Raw genomic sequence first — 17481 nt, forward strand, 5'->3', positions numbered from 1 at the left:
CCATTTGTGCCACCGCTTCGCGTCCGGCGCGGAAATGAACCGTGGCGCGGGCGGTATCCCGCCCATCACGGCAGTCTCCCGCGCTTATCATCGCCGTCATCGAATACAGCTGAGGCATGCCGATGACGGCCGACGCAAACAGGGTTCTGCTGATCGACGACGACGCCGAGCTCAGTGCGATGCTTGGCGAGTACATCGCCAATGAAGGGTACGCGGTCGAGCGCGCGGCCGATGGAGAGAGCGGTCTGACGCTGCTGCGCCAGGGCGACTTCGCCATCGTCGTGCTCGACGTGATGATGCCGCGCGTGTCCGGCATCGAAGTGCTGCGCCGGCTGCGCGCCTTCTCCGGCGTGCCGGTGCTGATGCTCACCGCGCGTGGCGACGATATCGACTGCGTGCTCGCGCTCGAACTGGGAGCCGACGACTACGTGCAGAAGCCATGCACGCCGCGCGAACTGGTGGCGCGGCTGCGTGCGATCCTGCGGCGCATCGGCGGCGCGCGCGCGCAGGCGGCAAGCGACGACGCCATCGTCGTCGGCGCGCTGGCCGTGTGGCCGCAGCGGCGCTGCGCCGAGTACGGCAGTACGCCGCTCACGCTGACCAGTTCCGAGTACGGCCTGCTCGAAGTGCTGGCGCGCAACGCCGGCAGCGTGGTGTCCAAGGCCGAGCTGTCGCTGCAGGCGCTGGGCCGGCCGATGGGCCCTTACGACCGCAACATCGACGTGCACGTGAGCGCCATCCGGCAGAAGCTCGCGCCGCTCAGCGGCGGTCGCCCGCTGATACAGACGGTGCGGGGCGTCGGCTACCAGTTGGTGCGCGCCTAGTGGGCCGGTTGTTCTGGAAGCTGTTCTTCGCCTTCGTCGCCGCGCTGGCGGTGGCGGCGCTGCTGGTGGCGCTGGCGCTGTCGCTGATCTGGCCGCGGGAGGGCCGCGGGCCACGGCCACAATCGGTGCTCATGGCCGACACGGTCGAGGTGCTGCTGCGCGAGCAGGGGCCGCCGGCGACCGTGGCGCTGCTTGAGATCTGGCGCGCGCAGCAGGTGCCGCTGCCGCTGCTGGTGCGGCCCGACGGCAGTGAGCAGTTCGGGCGTACGGTGAGCGCCGAACGACTGGAAGGCGCGCGGGTCGTGTCCATCGAAGGCGCGCAGTGGAAAGTGCTGGCGGCCGCGCGCGGTGATCGACCGCCGTCGGCGGCCGGTGTGCCACTGCCGCCGCCGCCCTTTCTCGAAGTGGTCGCGCTGCTGATCGGCGCGCTCACCTTCAGCGCCGCATTGGCCTGGTATCTGTCGCGCCCGGTGCGTCACCTCAGCCAGGCGTTCGACGCGCTGGCCGGTGGCGATCTGGGCGTACGTACGGCGGCACGGATCGGCCGCCGGCGCGACGAGATCGCCGATCTCGGCCGGGGCTTCGACCGCATGGCGGCACGCATCGAACAGCTGGTCGACGCGCAGCGCCGGCTGCTGCACGACGTATCGCACGAACTGCGTTCGCCACTCGCGCGGATGAGTGCCGCCATCGGTCTGGCGCGGCAGGATCCGTCGCGGATCGAAGCGATGCTGGAGCGCGTCGAACGCGAGACGGCCCGGCTGGACACCCTGGTCGGCGAACTGCTGGGTCTGGCGAGACTGGAGCACGACGCCGCGCACACGCTGCCGCAGCCGGTGGCGCTCGACGCCCTGCTGCACGATGTCGCCGGTGATGCGCGGTTCGAGGCGGCTGCGCGCGACGTCGAGGTCATGCTGTCGACCGACGGCGCGGGGCCGGTCGTCAAGGGTCAGGTCGAACTGCTGCGCCGCACCTTCGACAACGTGCTGCGCAACGCGGTGAAGTACGCGCCGGCCGGTTCGGTGGTGCACATCGCGCTGGGCCGGGCCGATGGGCGTGCTTGCGTCAGCATCAGCGACGGCGGTTGCGGCGTCGCCGACGGCGAGCTGGAGCGCATCTTCGATCCCTTCTTCCGCGGCGAGCGCAGCGACGGTAGCCACGGCGCCGGCCTCGGCCTGTCGATCGCGCGGCGCGCGGTCGAGGCGCATGGCGGCGACATCCGCGCGTCGAACGCCGAAGGCGGTGGCCTGCGCGTCGACATCCGGCTGCCGGCCGAGGGCTGACGCGTCTTTACACAGTCGCGCGGCGGCAGTGCTTGCCGCTGCACCGGTCGACCGCTGCGTCGGTGAGGGCCATCGGTGCTTCCGCACGATGCGGACGGCGGCGAAACTTGCCGGCGCATGACGCAGGGGTCGCTGCGGCACGCGACGCGGTGTCGCCGTGTAAAGAGTACGGCGCAACGCATCCCGCTTCCTTTACGTACGCTCACGCGCTTTTACCCGAAACGGCCGGTTGGCGCGCCCTTTCGGGCCGATAACTTGCCCTGTGACCGGTGGCTGCCGATGCCGGCGGCCGCATTTCTCATTCACACAGGAGCATGAACATGAGCATATCGGGCGTGGGCAGCAGCATGGCTTCGGCGATGCAGTCGGCAATGCAGGCCAACCGGCCGCAGAAACCGGATGCGTCGGCGATGGCGGCGGACGTCTTTGCGCTGCTGGACAGCGGCGGCAAGGGCTATATCGACAGCAGCGATCTGGCCGGGGCGCTGGAATCGACCGGCAGCAGTGCCTCCGCCGAGGACCTGCTCGGCGCGATGGACAGCGACGGCGACGGCAAGGTGACCGAGCAGGAACTGGGCAGCCTGCTGCAGAAGGTGGCCGACCAACTGGAGGACAGTTTCGGCGCGGCGCGCGTCGGCCAGGCGATGGGCAACCGTCCGCCGCCGCCCCCGCCGCCGGCGGGCGAGGACGAAGGCATGAGCGTCGAGCAGCTGGGCGCGATGGCGGAAGAGGCCGAGGCATCGGGCAGCGCCGGGGCGAGCGAACTGGCGGCGCTGGTCGAGTCCTTCGACGAGGCGGACACCGATGGCGACGGCAAGGTGAGCTTCCAGGAGGCGATGGCTTTCCGCGAGTCGGAAGCGGCCGCCTCTGGCGAGTCGACCGACAGCCGTCCGCCGCCGCCGGACGAGGCCGCGCGCGACGAGCGCATGCTGGCGCGCGTGCTGCAGATGCTGCAGGAATACGCGGGCGACCGCAGCACGGCGACTACCGGATCGACGCTGTCGGTCAGCGCCTGAGCAGGGCATGTCCGTTCCGGCCCCCGCGCCGGAACGGGACATGCCGGCCGATCGACGACAGGCTTGACGACGGGCAGTTGTTATATAGAATGAGAAGCGTTCTCATCAAAGCGCGGGCACGGCCCGGGTGTTGACGGGAATCCACTCTGGCATCCGGCGGCAGGTCCGGTCCGGAGCCAGTACCTCGAATTGCCTCCCAGCGAAGACAGAAGGCCAGGCCGGGCAAACACCTTCGTTCATCGGGAGATAGATTCAATGAAGCATTCAGTCCTCGTCCGTTCCGTCGTCAGCGTTGCCCTGATTTCGGCTTCCGCCTTCGCCCACGCCAACGGCACCCATGAGCAGTTCGTCGATCCGGCGGCTTCGCTGTCCTTCGATGGCTGGAACGAGCTCAACCGCAACCGCACCGGCGGCGCGCTGACGGTCGAAGAACTGGTTGCCGGCAGCGGCTCGAATGTCGCCGGCTCGGGCGACGCGGTGTTCACCCGCGTCAGCGGCGACCACTACCCGGCCGGTTTCGGCCTGTACGGCGGCGCCTCCACGTTCACCTTCACCGACACCACCGTCGATGCCGGCGCGACCGCGCTGGTGTTCCAGGGCATCATCAACGACTTCGACGGCCAGTTTGGCGGCACGCCCTTCAGCCTGACGCTGAGCTACAACGGCGGCAGCCAGGCCATCGCCGGCACGCTGGTCGACAGCGCGCTGAACGGTGGCGTCAGCGACTACTTCCGCTACACATGGGATCTGAGCGCGCTGGGCACGCCGGTCGGCGCCTACACGCTGACGCTGAATGCCGGCTTCTCGCAGATGCTGGCCTTCCAGATCGATCAGGTCGCTGCCGTGCCGGAGCCGGAAACCTATGCGCTGATGCTGTCCGGCCTCGGCCTGATCGCGCTGTCGGTGCGTCGGCGGATGCGCGGCGTCTGATCGTCGGTCCGCCAGCCGCCGTGTCGACGGCGGTCGCGGCAAAGCAAAGGGCGCCGCATGCGGCGCCCTTTTTTTACCTCCAGCGATCCGCCTCAGCGCAGGTTGCCGCGCAGTCTCTGCACGTCGAGCGAACTGACCGGTGCGGCGGTGTTGCCCCAGCTGCCGCGGATGTGCGACACCACCAGCGCCACTTCGTCGTCGCTGAGTGCGGCGGCGAAGGGCGGCATGCCGTAGGGGCGCGGGTTGCCACGCGTGGCCGGCGCGTAGCCGCCGCCCAGCACGATGCGCACGGTGTTCGCCGGCGGGTCCATCGTCACTGCGCGGTTGCCGGCCAGCGCCGGCCAGATGCCCGGCTTGCCCTCGCCGCGTTCGCCGTGACAGTCGGCGCAGTGCTCGCCGTAGAGCTGAGTACCGCGCTCGCGTCGCAGTTCGTCCAGTACGCCGATCGACTCCGCCTTCACCGACTGCGTCACCGGCAGCGACTTCAGATAGACCGCCATCGCGTCGAGATCGGCCGCCGACAGGTATTGCGTGCTGCCGAACACCACCTCGGCCATCGGCCCGGCGGCGGTCGCGTTGCCGCTCACGCCGTCGCGCAGCAGCGCCACGATGTCGTCCTTTGCCCAGTCGGCGACGCCAGCTTCGTGCGGCGAGGTGAGCGATGGCGCGTACCAGTTCTGCACCGGCATCAGTCCGCCGGCCAGCGCGTCCGGATCGCTGCTCGCACCGAGTGCGTTGCGCGGCGCGTGGCAGGCGCTGCAGTGACCCAGACCCTGCAACAGATAGGCGCCGCGGTTCCAGTCCTCGGACTTCGTCGCGTCGGCCACGAACACGCCCGGCTTGAAATAGAGCGCCCGCCACGCCAGCAGCGCCGCCTGCGTGTCGTAGGGGAAGCGCAGCGCGTGCGGCCGGTTCGGCTGTTCGACCGGCGGCAGCGTCTGCAGCCAGGCCCAGATCGCGTCGGCATCGGCGCGCGTGACGCGGGTGTAGCTGGTGTAGGGGAAGGCCGGATAGAGCAGGCGACCGTCGCGTGCGCGACCTTCGTGCAGCGCCTTCCAGAAGTCGTCGGCCGTCCATTGTCCGAGCCCGGTTGTCGGGTCCGGCGTCAGGTTGCTGGTGTAGATCGTGCCGAAGGGCGTGTCCATCGCCCGGCCGCCGGCCCAGGGCGTGCCGCCGGGCGCGGTGTGGCAGGCCATGCAGTTGCCGGCGCGCGCGAGGTATTCACCGCGCGCGACCTGTGCAGCGCGGTCTTCACCCGCGGCGTCGGTGGCCGGCTGATCCGCTGCCGGTTGCAGCGCGAGATAGACGCCTGCCGAAGCGGCGAGCAGCAGCGCTGCGATCAGGAGGCGCTTCATCGCGCGCCCTCCTGTACACCGCCACAGCGTATCGGCAGCGGCTTGTCGAGACGGGCGGCTGGCTTGCCGCCCCCGGTGACCGCTTGCGACGACAGCCAGTGGGCAACCGCCTGGATGTCGTCGGCGCTCATGCGCTGGGCGATCTGCGCCATGCAGTCCGGCGCGTGCGCCTGACGGATGCCGCTCTTCCAGCCGGCGAGCTGGGCCGCCAGATAGTCGCGCGGCAGACCGAGCAGGCCGGGTATCGCCGGGGCGACGCCGGTCAGTGCGTTGCCGTGGCAGCTCTCGCAGGCGGGAATGTCGCGCGTCGCGTCGCCGCGGCGCACCAGTGCCTCGCCGCGGGCCAGTGTCGCGGCCTTCGGCGTGCTGCGCGCCGGCGGCGGGTAGGGCAGTTCGAGCGCCGCGAAGTGGCCGGCCATTTCACGCAGGTAGTCGTCGCTGAGCGTCTGCAGCAGACCGGTCATCAGCGGGTACTGACGACGGCCGTCGCGGAAGTTCAGCAGCTGGTTGTACAGATAGCCGGCCGGCTTGCCGGCGATGCGTGGGTAGTAGCCGTCGGCGGCGGCGCGGCCCTCGGCGCCGTGGCAGCCGGTACAGGCGAGTACGCGCTGTTCGATATCGGTCGTGGTGTCCGGTGCGGCGTGAGCCGCGGTGCAGATCAGTGCGGCGCCGATCAGCAGGGCAGGGAGGGCGGTGAATCGAATCATGACCAGGCGGGAAGCAGTGCGACGATGCGTCCCGATGATAAGCGCAGTCTCGGCAAGCGCCGGGTTATGACCAGATGCACCGTAACGGTGCAGTCACAGGCTGCGTATCTTACGGAGCAGCGCGGTGGTCGAACGCTCGTGTTCGAAGGCGATCGATTCGACCCGGCCGCCGCGCGCCAGCACCTCAGCGGCGCCGACGATGCGCTCGACCGGCCAGTCGCCGCCCTTGACCAGCACGTCCGGCGTGCAGGCCTTGATCAGGTCGAGCGGCGTGTCGGCATCGAACCAGGTGACCAGGCTGACCGATTCCAGCGCGGCGATCACCGCCGCGCGGTCTTCCAGCGCATTGACCGGACGGTCCTCGCCCTTGCCCTGGCGCTTCACCGACGCGTCGGTGTTCAGCGCAACGATCAGCGAGCCGCCGAGCGCACGCGCCTGCGCCAGGCAGGTGACGTGGCCGCGGTGCAGGATGTCGAAACAGCCGTTGGTGAACACCACCGGACCCGGCAGTGCATGGCGGCGCGCCGTGAGCTCGTCCGGCGGGCAGATCTTGGCTTCGAAGGCCGGTGTGCCGCCCTGCATCAGGCGGCGCCGGCGTACTGCTTGCGGAAGCGGTTCAGGTCGCCGACCGTCTTGAAGCTTTCGCCGAACAGCGAACTGAGGTTGCGCAGGATGCCGCCGATCACGCGTGCCTCGCAGTCTTTGTCGAAGCGGATCTGCTCGTCCAGCCAGCGCTCGAGCCACTCCGGATCGGGCAGGCGCGACTGCACGGTGTCGCGCGGGAAGTGCGCCTTGCTCACGTGCAGATTGGTCGGGTGCATCGGCTTGCCGGCGCGGCCGCTGGCGGCCATCAGCATGCCGATCTTCGAGAACGCGGCGCGCGCGGCGTCGCCCGCCTGATCGATCGCCCGCTTCATGTACTTCAGATAGGCGCCGCCATGACGCGCCTCGTCGCGCGACAGCAGGTCGTAGATGTGCTTGATCACCGGCTCGGTATGCCACTCGGAGGCGCGGCGGTACCACTGGGTCAGGCGCACCTCGCCGCAGAAGTGCAGCATCAGCGTTTCCAGCGCTGGCGCCGGGTCGAACTCGAAGCGCACCTCGTGCAGTTCCTCTTCGGTCGGCGCCAGTTCGGGGCGGAAGCGGCGCAGGTATTCGATCAGCACCAGCGAGTGCTTCTGTTCCTCGTAGAACCAGATCGACATGAAGGCCGAGAAGTCGGAATCGTCGCGGTTGTCACGCAGGAACATTTCGGTGGCCGGCAGCGCCGACCATTCGGTGATGGCGTTCATCTTGATCGTCATCGCCTGTTCGTCGGACAGCAGCGAGGCATCGAAACTGTCCCAGGGCACGTCTTTCGCCATGTCCCAGCGGGCGGATTCGAGTGACTTGAACAGTTCGGGATAGAGCATGCAGGGCTCCTGAAGAAAAAGGCATTTTACGCGAGCAGAAGTCAGCCCGATGACAGCTCTCCGCGTGGCGAAGTCCGTGCATGCGCGGGCCGGCCGCAACGCAGCTGCCTATTCAATCATGGATGGACGTCGGCGGATCGCCGGAAAAGCGCGTGTTTCCCGTCGCCCCGGTTCAGTGATTGGCGTGGGCGTCACGCCAGGCACGGACAGCGGGACCGACGTCGCCGATGCCGCTGATCACGCGCACGCCGGCTTCGTTGCGCAACTTGTCGCGCGCACCGGCGCCGCCGACCCACAGTTCCACCGTCGGCGGCAGGGCTTCGCGCAGCGTGCGGATGCCGGCAATCGCCTGGCGTACCGGGAAGGCGGAACTGAAGGACAGCGCCACGATGTCGGCGCTGGCAGTGAGGGCAGAGGTGCGGATGTCGGCCAGCGGCATGCGTGGCCCGAGCGAACAGCACTGCGCACCTTCGGCGGTCAGCATCACCTCGACCATCAGCAGACCCAGCGCGTGTTCCTCCTCCGGCAGTGTGGTCAGCAGCACGCGCGGCGGCTTGCCGGTGCGCGCGTAACTGGCCAGCGTTCCGCGCAGGAAGGACTGCGTCTGTTCGGTATAGAAATGCTCGTCCGGCACGCCGATGTCGCCGCGCATCCACGCTTCGCCGATGTCTACATTGAGCGGCGCGACCAGATCGGTGACCAGCCCCTGCAGGCCCTTTTCCAGCAGCGTCTGCTGGAACACCCGGCGCAGTGCCTCGACGTCATGGCTGCGGATGGCGTCGAGTATTTCACCGGCCAACAAGGCCGGCACGCGTGAAGCCTGTTCGGCCTCGATGATGAGCTGCAATTCGGCCGCACTGGCCGCAAGCAGCTTGCCCGGACGCCAGCCCTGGTCCATCAGGCGGCGTATCAGGCGCAGCTTGCCAACGTCTTCGAGCGAGTACAGCCGCTCGCCGGCCTCGTCGCGGATGGGTTTGGGGAAACCGTAACGCCGTTCCCATACGCGCAGCGTGTCTTTCAGAAGGCCGGTCTCCCGCTCCACCGCGCTGATGGTCAGCAGGGACAGCCCTGATGCGTGAGCACTCATTTTGTCCTGGACAAATCGTTGACATGGCGACTCATGAGTCCTAGATTACGGCTTGAGTCTTGTTTTGTCCAGGACAAAAAGGGGGCGGTATGAAGACGATCAAGAGTGCAGGAAGCGCGGTGGCGGTGCTGTTCAGCGTGTCCGCGTGGGCCGTCATGCCGTCGGCGGGCGAGCCGGTCGTGCAGGAGCGTGCGGCGGCGCCGGCAGCAAAGACGTCTGCGACGACGCAGCCGGCGTCGAGCCAGACCGACGCGCTTGTTCATCTGCACCGCGCGGCGACCGGTGCCTACTTCCCGGCGCACCTCGTCGTCGATGCTTCGGCGCGCTGCTGCGAGTCGGCCCGTGCTGCGCGCTGACGTGCTGCGCATCGTCTTCGCGCTGGTGACGACCTTGACTTCGATGACTGCGGCTGCAGCCGACGCCTGCCCGACGCTGCTCGATCGTTCGATTCCCGGCCTGCTCGACGGCAAGCCGCGCTCGCTGTGCGAGTACAGCGGCCGCGTGCTGCTGGTGGTCAATACCGCCAGCCGCTGTGGCTACACCGGCCAGTACGCCGGGCTGGAAAAGCTGCAGGACAGTTACGGCAAACGCGGCCTGACCGTGCTCGGCTTCCCGTCGAACGACTTCGGCAACCAGGAACCGGGCAGCGACAAGGACATCGCCGAATTCTGCAGCATGACCTATGGCGTCAAGTTTCCGATGTTCTCGAAGACCTCGGTCAGGGGTGCCCAGCGCCACCCTTTCTACGCCGATCTTGCGAAGGCCTCGGGTTCGGAGCCGGCGTGGAACTTCCATAAGTACCTGATCGGGCGCGATGGCCGGACGGTGACCGCTTTCCCCAGCAACGTGGCCCCCGATTCGAACGTGCTGCTGCGCGAGATCGAAGCGGCTCTGGGCAGATGACGCAGATCGGCGGATCGCACACGCGAATTCGAGCAGGTGAATCCATAACGCCCGTTCGCGTGTAGCGAAGGGCTGGAGGCAGAAAAGAATGAAGATTGCGGTCGTGGGGGCAGGCATTTCGGGCCTGTCGGCAGCCTGGTTGCTGTCGCGCCGACACGAGGTGACGCTGTACGAGCAGGAGGGCCGCCTGGGCGGTCACTCGAACACGGTGGATGTCGAGATCGACGGCGTGAGCCATCCGGTCGACACCGGCTTCATCGTGTTCAATCGCGACACCTATCCGCACTTGTGCGGCCTGTTCTCGCTGCTCGGCGTGTCGATCGCCGACAGCGACATGTCCTTCGGCGTGTCGCTGCGCGAGCCGGACATCGAGTGGGCTGGTACCAATCTGGCCAGCGTTTTCGCGCAGCCAGCGAACCTGGCGCGCCCGCGCTTCTGGGGCATGCTGCAGGACATCCTGCGCTTCAATTCGTCAGTCACCGAGAGGGCGGCCAATGGCACCGCCGAACACATTTCGCTCGGCGAGTTCCTGGTGCGCAACCGTTACGGCGACGCTTTCCGCGACTGGTATCTGCTGCCGATGGCGGCGGCCATCTGGTCCTGTCCGACGCAGACCATGATGAGCTATCCGCTCGCCACCTTTGCGCGCTTCTGTCACAACCACGGTCTGCTGCGCGTAAACGACCGGCCGCAATGGCTCACCGTGCGCGGCGGGTCGCGCGAGTATGTGAAGCGCCTGGCGGCCTCGCTGCAGGACGTGCGCCGTGCGTCGGCCGTAAAGGGTCTGCAGCGCGTATCCGATGGCGTGCTGGTGCAGGCGGCTGGCGTGCTCGAACGCTACGACCAGGTGGTGCTGGCCTGTCATTCCGACGAGGCGCTGGCGCTGCTCGGCGATACGGCGACGGCGTCCGAGCGGCGTCTGCTGGGCGCCATCCGCTACCAGCCCAATCATGCGGTGCTGCACACCGACACGGCGTTGCTGCCGCGCAACCGCCGCGTCTGGTCGTCGTGGAACTACATGGCAGGCGTCGGCGCGCCGGACAGCCGGCCGGTCAGCGTGTCCTACCTGATGAACCGGCTGCAGCCGCTGCCTTTCGAGCAGCCGGTGGTGGTGTCGCTGAACCCGTTCATCGAGCCGGACCCCGCCCGCGTGATCGCCCGCATCGATTACGCGCATCCGCTGTTCGATGGTCCGGCCATCGACGCGCAGGCGCGGCTGCCGGAAATCCAGGGGCGCGATCGCCTGTGGTACTGCGGCGCGTGGACCGGCTACGGCTTCCACGAAGACGGCCTCGCCTCGGCGGTGCGCGTCGCCCGTCACCTGGGCGCAGACATTCCGTGGCAGCGCAGCGGCGAGGTGCTGGCCGCATGAGCGATGTGGTGGCGGTCAGCCTCTGTCGCGGCGCGGTCATGCACGCCCGCGCGACGCCGGTGCGCACCCGCTTCGCCTACCGCCTGTTCTTCCTGCGCTTCGCGCTGAGCCGTCTTGGCCGGCAGCCGGTGCCGATGCTGGCGCTGAACCGCTGGGCGCCGCTGTCCTTTCACTACCGCGACCACGGCGCGCGCGACGGCTCACACCCGCTGCTCTGGATACGCGCGCTGCTGGCACGTGAAGGTCTGGGCTGCGCCGATGGCGAGGTGGTGCTGCAGACCATGCCGCGACTGTTCGGCTACGTGTTCAACCCGGTCAGCTTCTGGTTCTGCCATGACCGTGCCGGTGCGCTGCGCGCCGTGCTGTGCGAGGTGAACAACACCTTTGGCGAACGTCACGACTATCTCGTCGCGCACGCCGACGGTCGGCCGATCGGCGACGGCGAGTGGATGGAAACGCGCAAGGTGTTTCACGTATCGCCCTTCTTCCCGGTCAGCGGCAGCTACCGCTTCCGCTTCGACCGGCGGGGCGATCTGCACGCGGTGGCCATCGACTACCACGACGGCGGGGAACGCCGGCTGCGCACACGCGTGTCCGGTCGTGCCGAAACCATGAGCCGGGCTGCCGCCTGGCGCGCACTGGCCGCGCACCCGCTGATGACGCTGGCGGTGATCGCGCGCATCCACGTGCAGGCCTTCCATCTGTGGCGCGCGCGCGTGCCCTTCTTCAGCAAACCGCAACCTCCCGTACAGGAAATGACCCGATGAATCAGCCCGACGTCCTGATTTCGCTCGAGCGCCGGAATGCGCTGCCGTTCGCCGCACGCCAGGTGTGCCGGCTGCTGGAGCGCATCGAACACGGCTGGCTGCTGATGACGCTGCCGAACGGCGAACTGCTGTCCTTCGGCCACCACGGCGAGCCGGTGGAGATGCGGGTGAAGGACTGGGCCACCTTCGATCACGTGATCGCGCGCGGCGACATCGGCCTCGGCGAAGCCTGGTTCGACGGGCTGTGGGACAGCGATCACCTGGCGCGCGTGCTCACGCTGTTCGCGCTGAACCGGGAGGCCCTCGGGCGCGCCATACACGGCAACCTGCTGGCGCTGGCGATGGCCCGCATCCGTCACCTCTGCCGCGCCAACACGCGCAGCGGAAGCCGCCGCAACATCATGGCGCACTACGATCTGGGCAACGATTTCTACGCGCTGTGGCTGGACCGCAGCATGACGTACTCAAGCGCCTTGTTCGAAGGCGACGCCCAGCGCGATCTGGCGGCCGCCCAACACGCCAAGTACGCGCGCATCGCCCGCGTGCTGCGCCTGCAGCGCGATCAGCCGGTGATCGAGATCGGTTGCGGCTGGGGCGGCTTCGCCGAGGTGGCGGCGCAGCAGAACGGTGCCTTCGTGCACGGCGTGACGCTGTCGCCGGCGCAACTGGCGTGGGCGCGCGAACGGGCCCAGCGCGGCGGCTTCGCCGACCGGGCCAGCTTCGAACTGTGCGACTACCGCGACCTGCGTGGCCAGGTCAGCCGCATCGTGTCGATCGAAATGCTGGAGGCGGTCGGCGAGCGCTGGTGGCCGACCTATTTCGCCAAGCTGAACGGCCTGCTCACGGTCGGCGGCGAGGCGGTGGTGCAGACCATCAGCATCGCCGACGATCTGTTCCCGCGCTACCGCAAGGGCACCGACTTCATCCAGCAGTACGTGTTCCCGGGCGGCATGCTGCCGTCGCCGTCGGTGTTCGTGGACCGGGCACAGCGCGCAGGTCTGCAGCTGCGTGACGACTACCGCTTCGGCATCGACTACGCGATCACGCTGGCACGCTGGCGCGAAACCTTCGAACAGCACACCGACGCCTTGCGCGCGCTCGGCTTCGATACCCGCTTCCAGCGGCTGTGGCGCTTCTACCTCGCCTACTGCGAGGCGGGCTTCCGCGCCGGGTCGATCGACGTACACCAGTTCCACCTGGTGAAGCCGTGATCAGGCGTCTGCTCTGCGCGCTGCTGTTCGCTTCGGCCTGCGCATTCGCACAGCCGCCGGCGGGCGTGGTCGATCTGCTTGACGATCCGAAGCCGCTGGGCAGCGGCGAGATGCGCTGGTTCGGTCTCAAGCTGTACGACGCGACGCTGTGGGCGAGTGGCGGCCGTTACCAGCCGGACGGCGGCTTCGCGCTGAGCCTGCGCTACGCCCGCGACTTCGACGGAGTGCGGCTGGCGCGCGCCAGCATCGACGAAATCCGCCGCCTGGGCGAGCGCGACGAGGCGAAGATCGCGCGCTGGCATGAGGTGCTGGCCCGCGTCTTTCCGGACGTGAAGGCGGGCGAGGTGATCACCGGCGTCAAGCTGGCCGACGGCAGCGCACGCTTCTTTCACCAGGGGCGGGCGCTGCCGGCGGTCGACGATCGCGCGCTGTCGGACGCCTTCTTCGCCATCTGGCTCGATCCGCGCACGCGCGAGCCGGCGCTGCGCGCGAAGCTGCTGGCCGAGGCCGGGCAGGCGCGGTGAACACCGCGCGGGTATTTGCCTACGGCCTGCTCGGTGCGCCACTGGCGGCCGCCGCGCTGCCGATCTACATCCATATTCCGAAGCTGTATGCCGAACATTACGGCGTGTCGCTGACACTGCTGGGCGTCGTGCTGTTCGCCGCACGTCTGGTCGATGCGCTGGCCGACCCGCTGATCGGCGCCGCCGGTGACCGCGCGCGCGGGCGTCGCGTCATCGTGCTGCTCGGGCTGCTGCCGCTGGCGGTCGGACTGCTCGCACTGGTGCAACCGCTGGCCGGCATCGACCCGCTGCTCTGGCTGGTCGGCGCGCTGCTGCTGGTCTATGCCGGCTACAGCATCGCCACCATCAATTACGCGGCCTGGGGCGCCGAGCTGTCGACCACGCCCGCGCTGGGTACGCGCCTGGTGGCCTCGCGCGAGGGCTGGGCACTGGTCGGCGTCGTCGCGGCGTCGGTCGCCCCCGGCCTGCTGGCCGACGACGCGCCGACCGGCCTGTGGCGCGCAGTGCTGTACTGGCTGCCCTGGCTGGCGCTGGCCGCGCTGCTGACCACGACCACGGTACCCGATCTGCGGCCGCAGGCTGTCGCGCAGCCGCTGCTGGTGACGCTGCGCGAGGTGATGCGGCACGCGCGCTTCCGCCGCCTGCTCGCGGTGTTCGCGCTCAATGGCATCGCGGCGGCGGTGCCCGGCACGCTGGTGCTCTTCTTCATCGCCGACGTGCTGCAGGCGCCGGAGCGCGAAGGTCTTTTCCTGGCGCTCTACTTCGTCGCCGGCGTGCTGGCGCTGCCGCTGTGGACGCGGCTGGCCGACCGCATCGGCCGCGCCCGCAGCTGGGCGGCGTCGATGCTGCTGGCGATCGCCGTGTTCGGCTGGGCATGGACGCTGGGGCCGGGCGACGCCACCGCCTTCATGCTCATCTGCGTCGGCTCGGGCATCGCGCTGGGCGCCGACCTCGCGCTGCCGCCGGCGCTGCTGGCCGGTCTGATTGCGCGGCGCGAGGAGCCGCTGCCGGCCGGCGGCAGCTTCGGCGTATGGACCTTCGTCACCAAGCTCAACCTTGCGCTGGCCGCCGGCGTTGCCTTGCCTGCGCTGGCGCTGCTCGGCTACCGGCCGGGCGAGCAGGGCGACGAGGCGCGCGCCGCGCTGACCGCCGTCTATGCGCTGCTGCCGCTGCTGCTGAAGGCGGCTGCGCTCTGTCTGCTGTGGGCCGGCACGCGCCGGCTCGAACCCGAACTGCAAGGAGCTTCATCATGAAGAAAATGCTGTGCCGGCTGCTGTCGGTACTCGGGCTGGCCGCGCTGGCCGGCTGCGGCGGTGTGCCGGTGGAGAAGTACGCGGCGCAGAAGCCGGTGCTCGATCTGAAGCAGTATTTCAACGGCCCGGTGACCGGCTGGGGCATGTTCCAGGATCGCAGTGGCGAGGTGATCAAGCGCTTTGTCGTCCACATCGACGCCCGCTGGCAGGGCGACACCGGCACGCTGGACGAGCGCTTCGAGTGGAGCGACGGTACGCAGACGCGGCGGGTGTGGACGCTGCGCCATCTGGGTGACGGCCGCTACAGCGGTCGGGCCGACGACGTGGTCGGCGAAGCGACCGGCGAGGCGCGCGGCAATGCGCTGCGCTGGCGCTACGTGCTCGCGCTGCCGGTGGACGACACGGTCTACAACGTCGACTTCGACGACTGGATGTATCTGATCGACGACAAGGTGATGCTGAACCGCTCGGCGATGAGCAAGTTCGGCGTCCATCTGGGCGAGGTGACGCTGTCCTTCACCCGCGGCGCGCCGTGATGTTCGCGCCGCTGAATCCGCCCTTGAAGGATTGGGCCGGCAAGCGCGTCTGGCTGATCGGCGCGTCGAGCGGCATTGGCGCCGCACTGGCGCGCCGGCTGATCGACGCCGGCGCGCGCGTCGCGCTCACCGCGCGCGACGCGGCGCGACTGGCCGAGGTGGCCGGTCGCGCGCCGAACGTGCTGCAGCTTCCGATGGATGTGAGCGAGCCGGGGGCGCTGGCCCGAGGCGCCGCCGAATTGTGGGCGTGCTGGGGCGGCATCGACGCGGTGTTCTTCGTCGCAGCGCGCTACCGTCCGGTACGCGCCTGGGAACTGGACGACGACGATGTCGACGCCACGCTGCGCACCAACGTCGCCGCCGTCATGCACGGCTGCGCCGCGGTGCTGCCCGGCATGCTGGTGCAGCAGTCCGGTGCGCTGATCATCGTGTCCAGCGTCGCTGGCTACCGCGGATTGCCGAAGGCGCTGGTCTACGGCGCGAGCAAGGCGGCGCTGATCAACTTCGCCGAGGCGCTGTACATGGACGTGCGTCCACGCGGGCTGGGCGTGCATCTGGTGTGCCCGGGCTTCGTCGAAACGCCGCTGACCGCGCAGAATGACTTCACGATGCCGGCGCTGATCAGCGCCGACGAGGCCGCCGGCCACATCCTCGGCGGCCTGGCGCACGGCGATTTCCACATCCATTTTCCGAAGCGCTTCACGGGCTGGCTGCGCGTGCTGCGGCTGCTGCCCTACCGGCTGTACTTCGCCGCGGTCAGGCGAATGACCGGCCTGTGAGCGCGGCGTCCGCCGTTCAGCGATTGGCGCGGGGCCGCGTCAGGCGCCGGGCGGCGATCACTACGGCGCTGACCGACAGCGTGAGGCCGGCCAGCGCGGCCAGCCACAGCAGCGTGTAACGCAGGGCCGGGCGCCCGGACAGCGCCGGCAGTTCGAAGCTGTGCGGCGCGTTGAACAGCCAGCGGCGCAGGCGGGCGTCGCGGTCCAGCGTGCCGAGCAGGCGACCGTCGAGCGCGTCGATATGCACCCAGGTCTCCGCGTCGTCCTCAAGTTTCACGCGCCACACCGGCAGCTCCTTCGCGTCGCGTCGGGCGTACCACCAGGCGTCCTCGTGGATCAGGCGTTCGATCGCCGCCAGCCGCGCGTCCGGGATCAGCGCGCGCGCCACCGCCTCGGCGTGGTGTTCGGTCACGTCGGGGTGGCCGAGGTCGGGCATGTCCACGCTGCGCCGGAAGCCGTTGCCGGCGGTGAGTGTCATGCGTGCCTGACCGCGCACCCAGTAGAGCTGCACCTCTTTCCAGTCCGCCTCGGCGAACAGCGGCACCAGCGCCTGTGCATCGTGCGGCCACGGAAACGCGGCGGCCACGCTGCCGGTGTAGCGTGCCATCGCCGCGTTGCCCGGCGGCGTGTTGCGCAGCCAGTCGCCAGGCGACATCGACAGCCAACCGCTGACCATCCAGGCGAGGACGAACAGGCCGCCGCCCAGACCGACCAGATGGTGCAGCTTCATCCAGCCGGAGAAGGGGCTGAGCGGCGCTCGCCGGCGCAGCCGCAGCACGCCCAGCAGCAGCCCGCTCAGTGCCGAAATGCAGCAGATGCCGGACACCCACAGCAGCGTCTGCCGCCACAGCCCCGACTGTTCGCGCAGCGGCGTGAAGTAGAACCAGTGCGGCACGGCGCCGACCCAGTTCCAGAAACGCTCGTGCTGGGTGCTGTCGCGCACCACCTCGCCACTGCGTGCCGACACGTAGAGCTCGGTGCCGGCTTCATCGTCCAGCACGATGCGGTGGAAGGGGCGCTGGCGGTCCAGCGTCGCCAGCACCGTCCATTGGTCGCGTTCGACGATGCCCACGTGGCGCGCGCCCGGCTGGCCGGAGAAGGCACGTGCGATGGCTTCGGCCCGGGCGACGTCGATGGCGGTGACGCGTGCGCCGCTGCGCGCGCTGATGGCATGTCGGCCGCCGTCGGCCATGGTCATGCGCCACACCGGCTCGCTGCTGCCGTCCTCGCGCGGCAGCGCTTCCAGCCACAGACGGCGCGGGAAGCTGTGAACACCGGCGGCTTGCAGCGCCGCGGTGGGCGACACCCTGATCTGCGCCGCGTCGAGCACGCCCAGGCCCTGCAGGCGTTCGGCGTCGCTCAGCGCGGGGAAGCCGACCACGCTCATCACCAGTCCTGAGCCGAACCACATGACGAACAGCAGGCAGCCGGCGATGCCCAGCCAGCGGTGCACCGAGGCCAGGGCGCCCGGCAGGCGGCGGGCGAGGGCAGGCAGGGAGGCGCTGAGCGGCGGGAACATGCG

At 69.2% G+C, this 17481-nt stretch carries 19 protein-coding genes; 13 read left to right on the top strand and 6 right to left on the bottom strand.

The genetic code is table 11. From position 1 onward, the window contains the following. Positions 1-122 precede the first annotated feature (122 nt). From WJU27_RS01140 to WJU27_RS01155, 4 genes are all read left to right on the top strand, one after another. Entirely contained in the window at positions 123-824 is a 702-nt protein-coding gene (locus WJU27_RS01140) for a response regulator transcription factor (protein ID WP_341420883.1), read from the top strand. Next, positions 824-2107, top strand: coding sequence for a sensor histidine kinase (locus tag WJU27_RS01145; RefSeq protein WP_341420884.1), 1284 nt, complete (start codon positions 824-826; stop codon positions 2105-2107). Before WJU27_RS01140 ends, WJU27_RS01145 begins: the two co-directional genes overlap by 1 nt. Positions 2108-2427: 320 nt before the next feature. Further along, positions 2428-3123 (top strand): EF-hand domain-containing protein, encoded by a 696-nt coding sequence (locus WJU27_RS01150; RefSeq protein WP_341420885.1) that lies wholly within the window; start codon positions 2428-2430, stop codon positions 3121-3123. Between the two features lie 255 nt (positions 3124-3378). Continuing rightward, positions 3379-4053 (top strand): PEP-CTERM sorting domain-containing protein, encoded by a 675-nt coding sequence (locus WJU27_RS01155; RefSeq protein WP_341420886.1) that lies wholly within the window; start codon positions 3379-3381, stop codon positions 4051-4053. 92 nt (positions 4054-4145) lie between these two features. Here WJU27_RS01155 and WJU27_RS01160 read toward each other — a convergent pair whose 3' ends face one another. The 5 genes from WJU27_RS01160 to WJU27_RS01180 all read right to left on the bottom strand — a co-directional run bounded on the left by WJU27_RS01160 (position 4146) and on the right by WJU27_RS01180 (position 8614). After that, complete coding sequence (locus WJU27_RS01160; protein ID WP_341420887.1) at positions 4146-5408, bottom strand: c-type cytochrome; 1263 nt, start codon at positions 5406-5408, stop codon at positions 4146-4148. Further along, positions 5405-6115, bottom strand: coding sequence for a c-type cytochrome (locus WJU27_RS01165; RefSeq protein WP_304002315.1), 711 nt, complete (start codon positions 6113-6115; stop codon positions 5405-5407). Before WJU27_RS01165 ends, WJU27_RS01160 begins: the two co-directional genes overlap by 4 nt. 93 nt (positions 6116-6208) lie before the next feature. Next, positions 6209-6697 carry a D-glycero-beta-D-manno-heptose 1-phosphate adenylyltransferase gene (rfaE2, locus tag WJU27_RS01170; RefSeq protein WP_341420888.1) on the bottom strand — a complete coding sequence of 163 codons (489 nt, stop codon included), beginning with the start codon at positions 6695-6697 and terminating at the stop codon, positions 6209-6211. Beyond that, positions 6697-7527 (bottom strand): ferritin-like domain-containing protein, encoded by an 831-nt coding sequence (locus tag WJU27_RS01175; protein ID WP_341420889.1) that lies wholly within the window; start codon positions 7525-7527, stop codon positions 6697-6699. Before WJU27_RS01175 ends, rfaE2 begins: the two co-directional genes overlap by 1 nt. 172 nt (positions 7528-7699) lie before the next feature. Further along, positions 7700-8614, bottom strand: a complete 915-nt coding sequence (locus WJU27_RS01180) for a MerR family transcriptional regulator (protein ID WP_341420890.1) — start codon at positions 8612-8614, stop codon at positions 7700-7702. An 89-nt stretch (positions 8615-8703) separates the two neighbouring features. Between WJU27_RS01180 and WJU27_RS01185 the strand changes: the two genes are divergently transcribed. The 9 genes from WJU27_RS01185 to WJU27_RS01225 all read left to right on the top strand — a co-directional run bounded on the left by WJU27_RS01185 (position 8704) and on the right by WJU27_RS01225 (position 15959). Further along, positions 8704-8970, top strand: coding sequence for a hypothetical protein (locus tag WJU27_RS01185; RefSeq protein ID WP_341420891.1), 267 nt, complete (start codon positions 8704-8706; stop codon positions 8968-8970). Then, the gene (locus WJU27_RS01190; RefSeq protein ID WP_296812673.1) at positions 8957-9517 is read left to right on the top strand and encodes a glutathione peroxidase; all 561 of its coding nucleotides are present in this window, start codon (positions 8957-8959) and stop codon (positions 9515-9517) included. The genes WJU27_RS01185 and WJU27_RS01190 overlap by 14 nt, the downstream gene beginning before the upstream one ends. 88 nt (positions 9518-9605) lie before the next feature. Continuing rightward, entirely contained in the window at positions 9606-10889 is a 1284-nt protein-coding gene (locus tag WJU27_RS01195; RefSeq protein ID WP_304002326.1) for an NAD(P)/FAD-dependent oxidoreductase, read from the top strand. Next, entirely contained in the window at positions 10886-11656 is a 771-nt protein-coding gene (locus WJU27_RS01200; protein ID WP_341420892.1) for a DUF1365 domain-containing protein, read from the top strand. The genes WJU27_RS01195 and WJU27_RS01200 overlap by 4 nt, the downstream gene beginning before the upstream one ends. Next, positions 11653-12867 (top strand): SAM-dependent methyltransferase, encoded by a 1215-nt coding sequence (locus WJU27_RS01205; RefSeq protein ID WP_020165363.1) that lies wholly within the window; start codon positions 11653-11655, stop codon positions 12865-12867. The genes WJU27_RS01200 and WJU27_RS01205 overlap by 4 nt, the downstream gene beginning before the upstream one ends. Next, complete coding sequence (locus WJU27_RS01210) at positions 12864-13391, top strand: hypothetical protein (RefSeq protein WP_020165362.1); 528 nt, start codon at positions 12864-12866, stop codon at positions 13389-13391. Before WJU27_RS01205 ends, WJU27_RS01210 begins: the two co-directional genes overlap by 4 nt. Next, positions 13388-14644 (top strand): MFS transporter, encoded by a 1257-nt coding sequence (locus WJU27_RS01215; protein ID WP_341420893.1) that lies wholly within the window; start codon positions 13388-13390, stop codon positions 14642-14644. Before WJU27_RS01210 ends, WJU27_RS01215 begins: the two co-directional genes overlap by 4 nt. Then, positions 14641-15180, top strand: a complete 540-nt coding sequence (locus WJU27_RS01220) for a DUF3833 domain-containing protein (RefSeq protein WP_341420894.1) — start codon at positions 14641-14643, stop codon at positions 15178-15180. The genes WJU27_RS01215 and WJU27_RS01220 overlap by 4 nt, the downstream gene beginning before the upstream one ends. Beyond that, the gene (locus WJU27_RS01225) at positions 15180-15959 is read left to right on the top strand and encodes an SDR family NAD(P)-dependent oxidoreductase (RefSeq protein WP_341420895.1); all 780 of its coding nucleotides are present in this window, start codon (positions 15180-15182) and stop codon (positions 15957-15959) included. The genes WJU27_RS01220 and WJU27_RS01225 overlap by 1 nt, the downstream gene beginning before the upstream one ends. Before the next feature lie 16 nt (positions 15960-15975). On the opposite strand, the gene WJU27_RS01230 is transcribed toward WJU27_RS01225, so the two are convergent. After that, on the bottom strand, positions 15976-17478 hold the full coding sequence (locus WJU27_RS01230; RefSeq protein ID WP_341420896.1) for a hypothetical protein: 1503 nt from the start codon (positions 17476-17478) through the stop codon (positions 15976-15978). Positions 17479-17481 lie beyond the last annotated feature (3 nt).

This window comes from Methyloversatilis sp. NSM2 (genome assembly GCF_038066675.1).
Lineage (GTDB): Bacteria > Pseudomonadota > Gammaproteobacteria > Burkholderiales > Rhodocyclaceae > Methyloversatilis > Methyloversatilis discipulorum_A.

Bases quoted from the DNA above. Each gene is read 5' to 3' on its own strand.
- WJU27_RS01165 (WP_304002315.1), bottom strand. From the start codon at position 6,115: ATGATTCGATTCACCGCCCTCCCTGCCCTGCTGATCGGCGCCGCACTG.
- WJU27_RS01175 (WP_341420889.1), bottom strand. From the start codon at position 7,527: ATGCTCTATCCCGAACTGTTCAAGTCACTCGAATCCGCCCGCTGGGAC.
- WJU27_RS01225 (WP_341420895.1), top strand. From the start codon at position 15,180: ATGTTCGCGCCGCTGAATCCGCCCTTGAAGGATTGGGCCGGCAAGCGC.
- WJU27_RS01220 (WP_341420894.1), top strand. From the start codon at position 14,641: ATGAAGAAAATGCTGTGCCGGCTGCTGTCGGTACTCGGGCTGGCCGCG.
- WJU27_RS01205 (WP_020165363.1), top strand. From the start codon at position 11,653: ATGAATCAGCCCGACGTCCTGATTTCGCTCGAGCGCCGGAATGCGCTG.
- WJU27_RS01195 (WP_304002326.1), top strand. From the start codon at position 9,606: ATGAAGATTGCGGTCGTGGGGGCAGGCATTTCGGGCCTGTCGGCAGCC.
- WJU27_RS01180 (WP_341420890.1), bottom strand. From the start codon at position 8,614: ATGAGTGCTCACGCATCAGGGCTGTCCCTGCTGACCATCAGCGCGGTG.
- WJU27_RS01155 (WP_341420886.1), top strand. From the start codon at position 3,379: ATGAAGCATTCAGTCCTCGTCCGTTCCGTCGTCAGCGTTGCCCTGATT.
- WJU27_RS01140 (WP_341420883.1), top strand. From the start codon at position 123: ATGACGGCCGACGCAAACAGGGTTCTGCTGATCGACGACGACGCCGAG.
- rfaE2 (WP_341420888.1), bottom strand. From the start codon at position 6,697: ATGCAGGGCGGCACACCGGCCTTCGAAGCCAAGATCTGCCCGCCGGAC.
- WJU27_RS01160 (WP_341420887.1), bottom strand. From the start codon at position 5,408: ATGAAGCGCCTCCTGATCGCAGCGCTGCTGCTCGCCGCTTCGGCAGGC.
- WJU27_RS01200 (WP_341420892.1), top strand. From the start codon at position 10,886: ATGAGCGATGTGGTGGCGGTCAGCCTCTGTCGCGGCGCGGTCATGCAC.
- WJU27_RS01230 (WP_341420896.1), bottom strand. From the start codon at position 17,478: ATGTTCCCGCCGCTCAGCGCCTCCCTGCCTGCCCTCGCCCGCCGCCTG.
- WJU27_RS01150 (WP_341420885.1), top strand. From the start codon at position 2,428: ATGAGCATATCGGGCGTGGGCAGCAGCATGGCTTCGGCGATGCAGTCG.
- WJU27_RS01185 (WP_341420891.1), top strand. From the start codon at position 8,704: ATGAAGACGATCAAGAGTGCAGGAAGCGCGGTGGCGGTGCTGTTCAGC.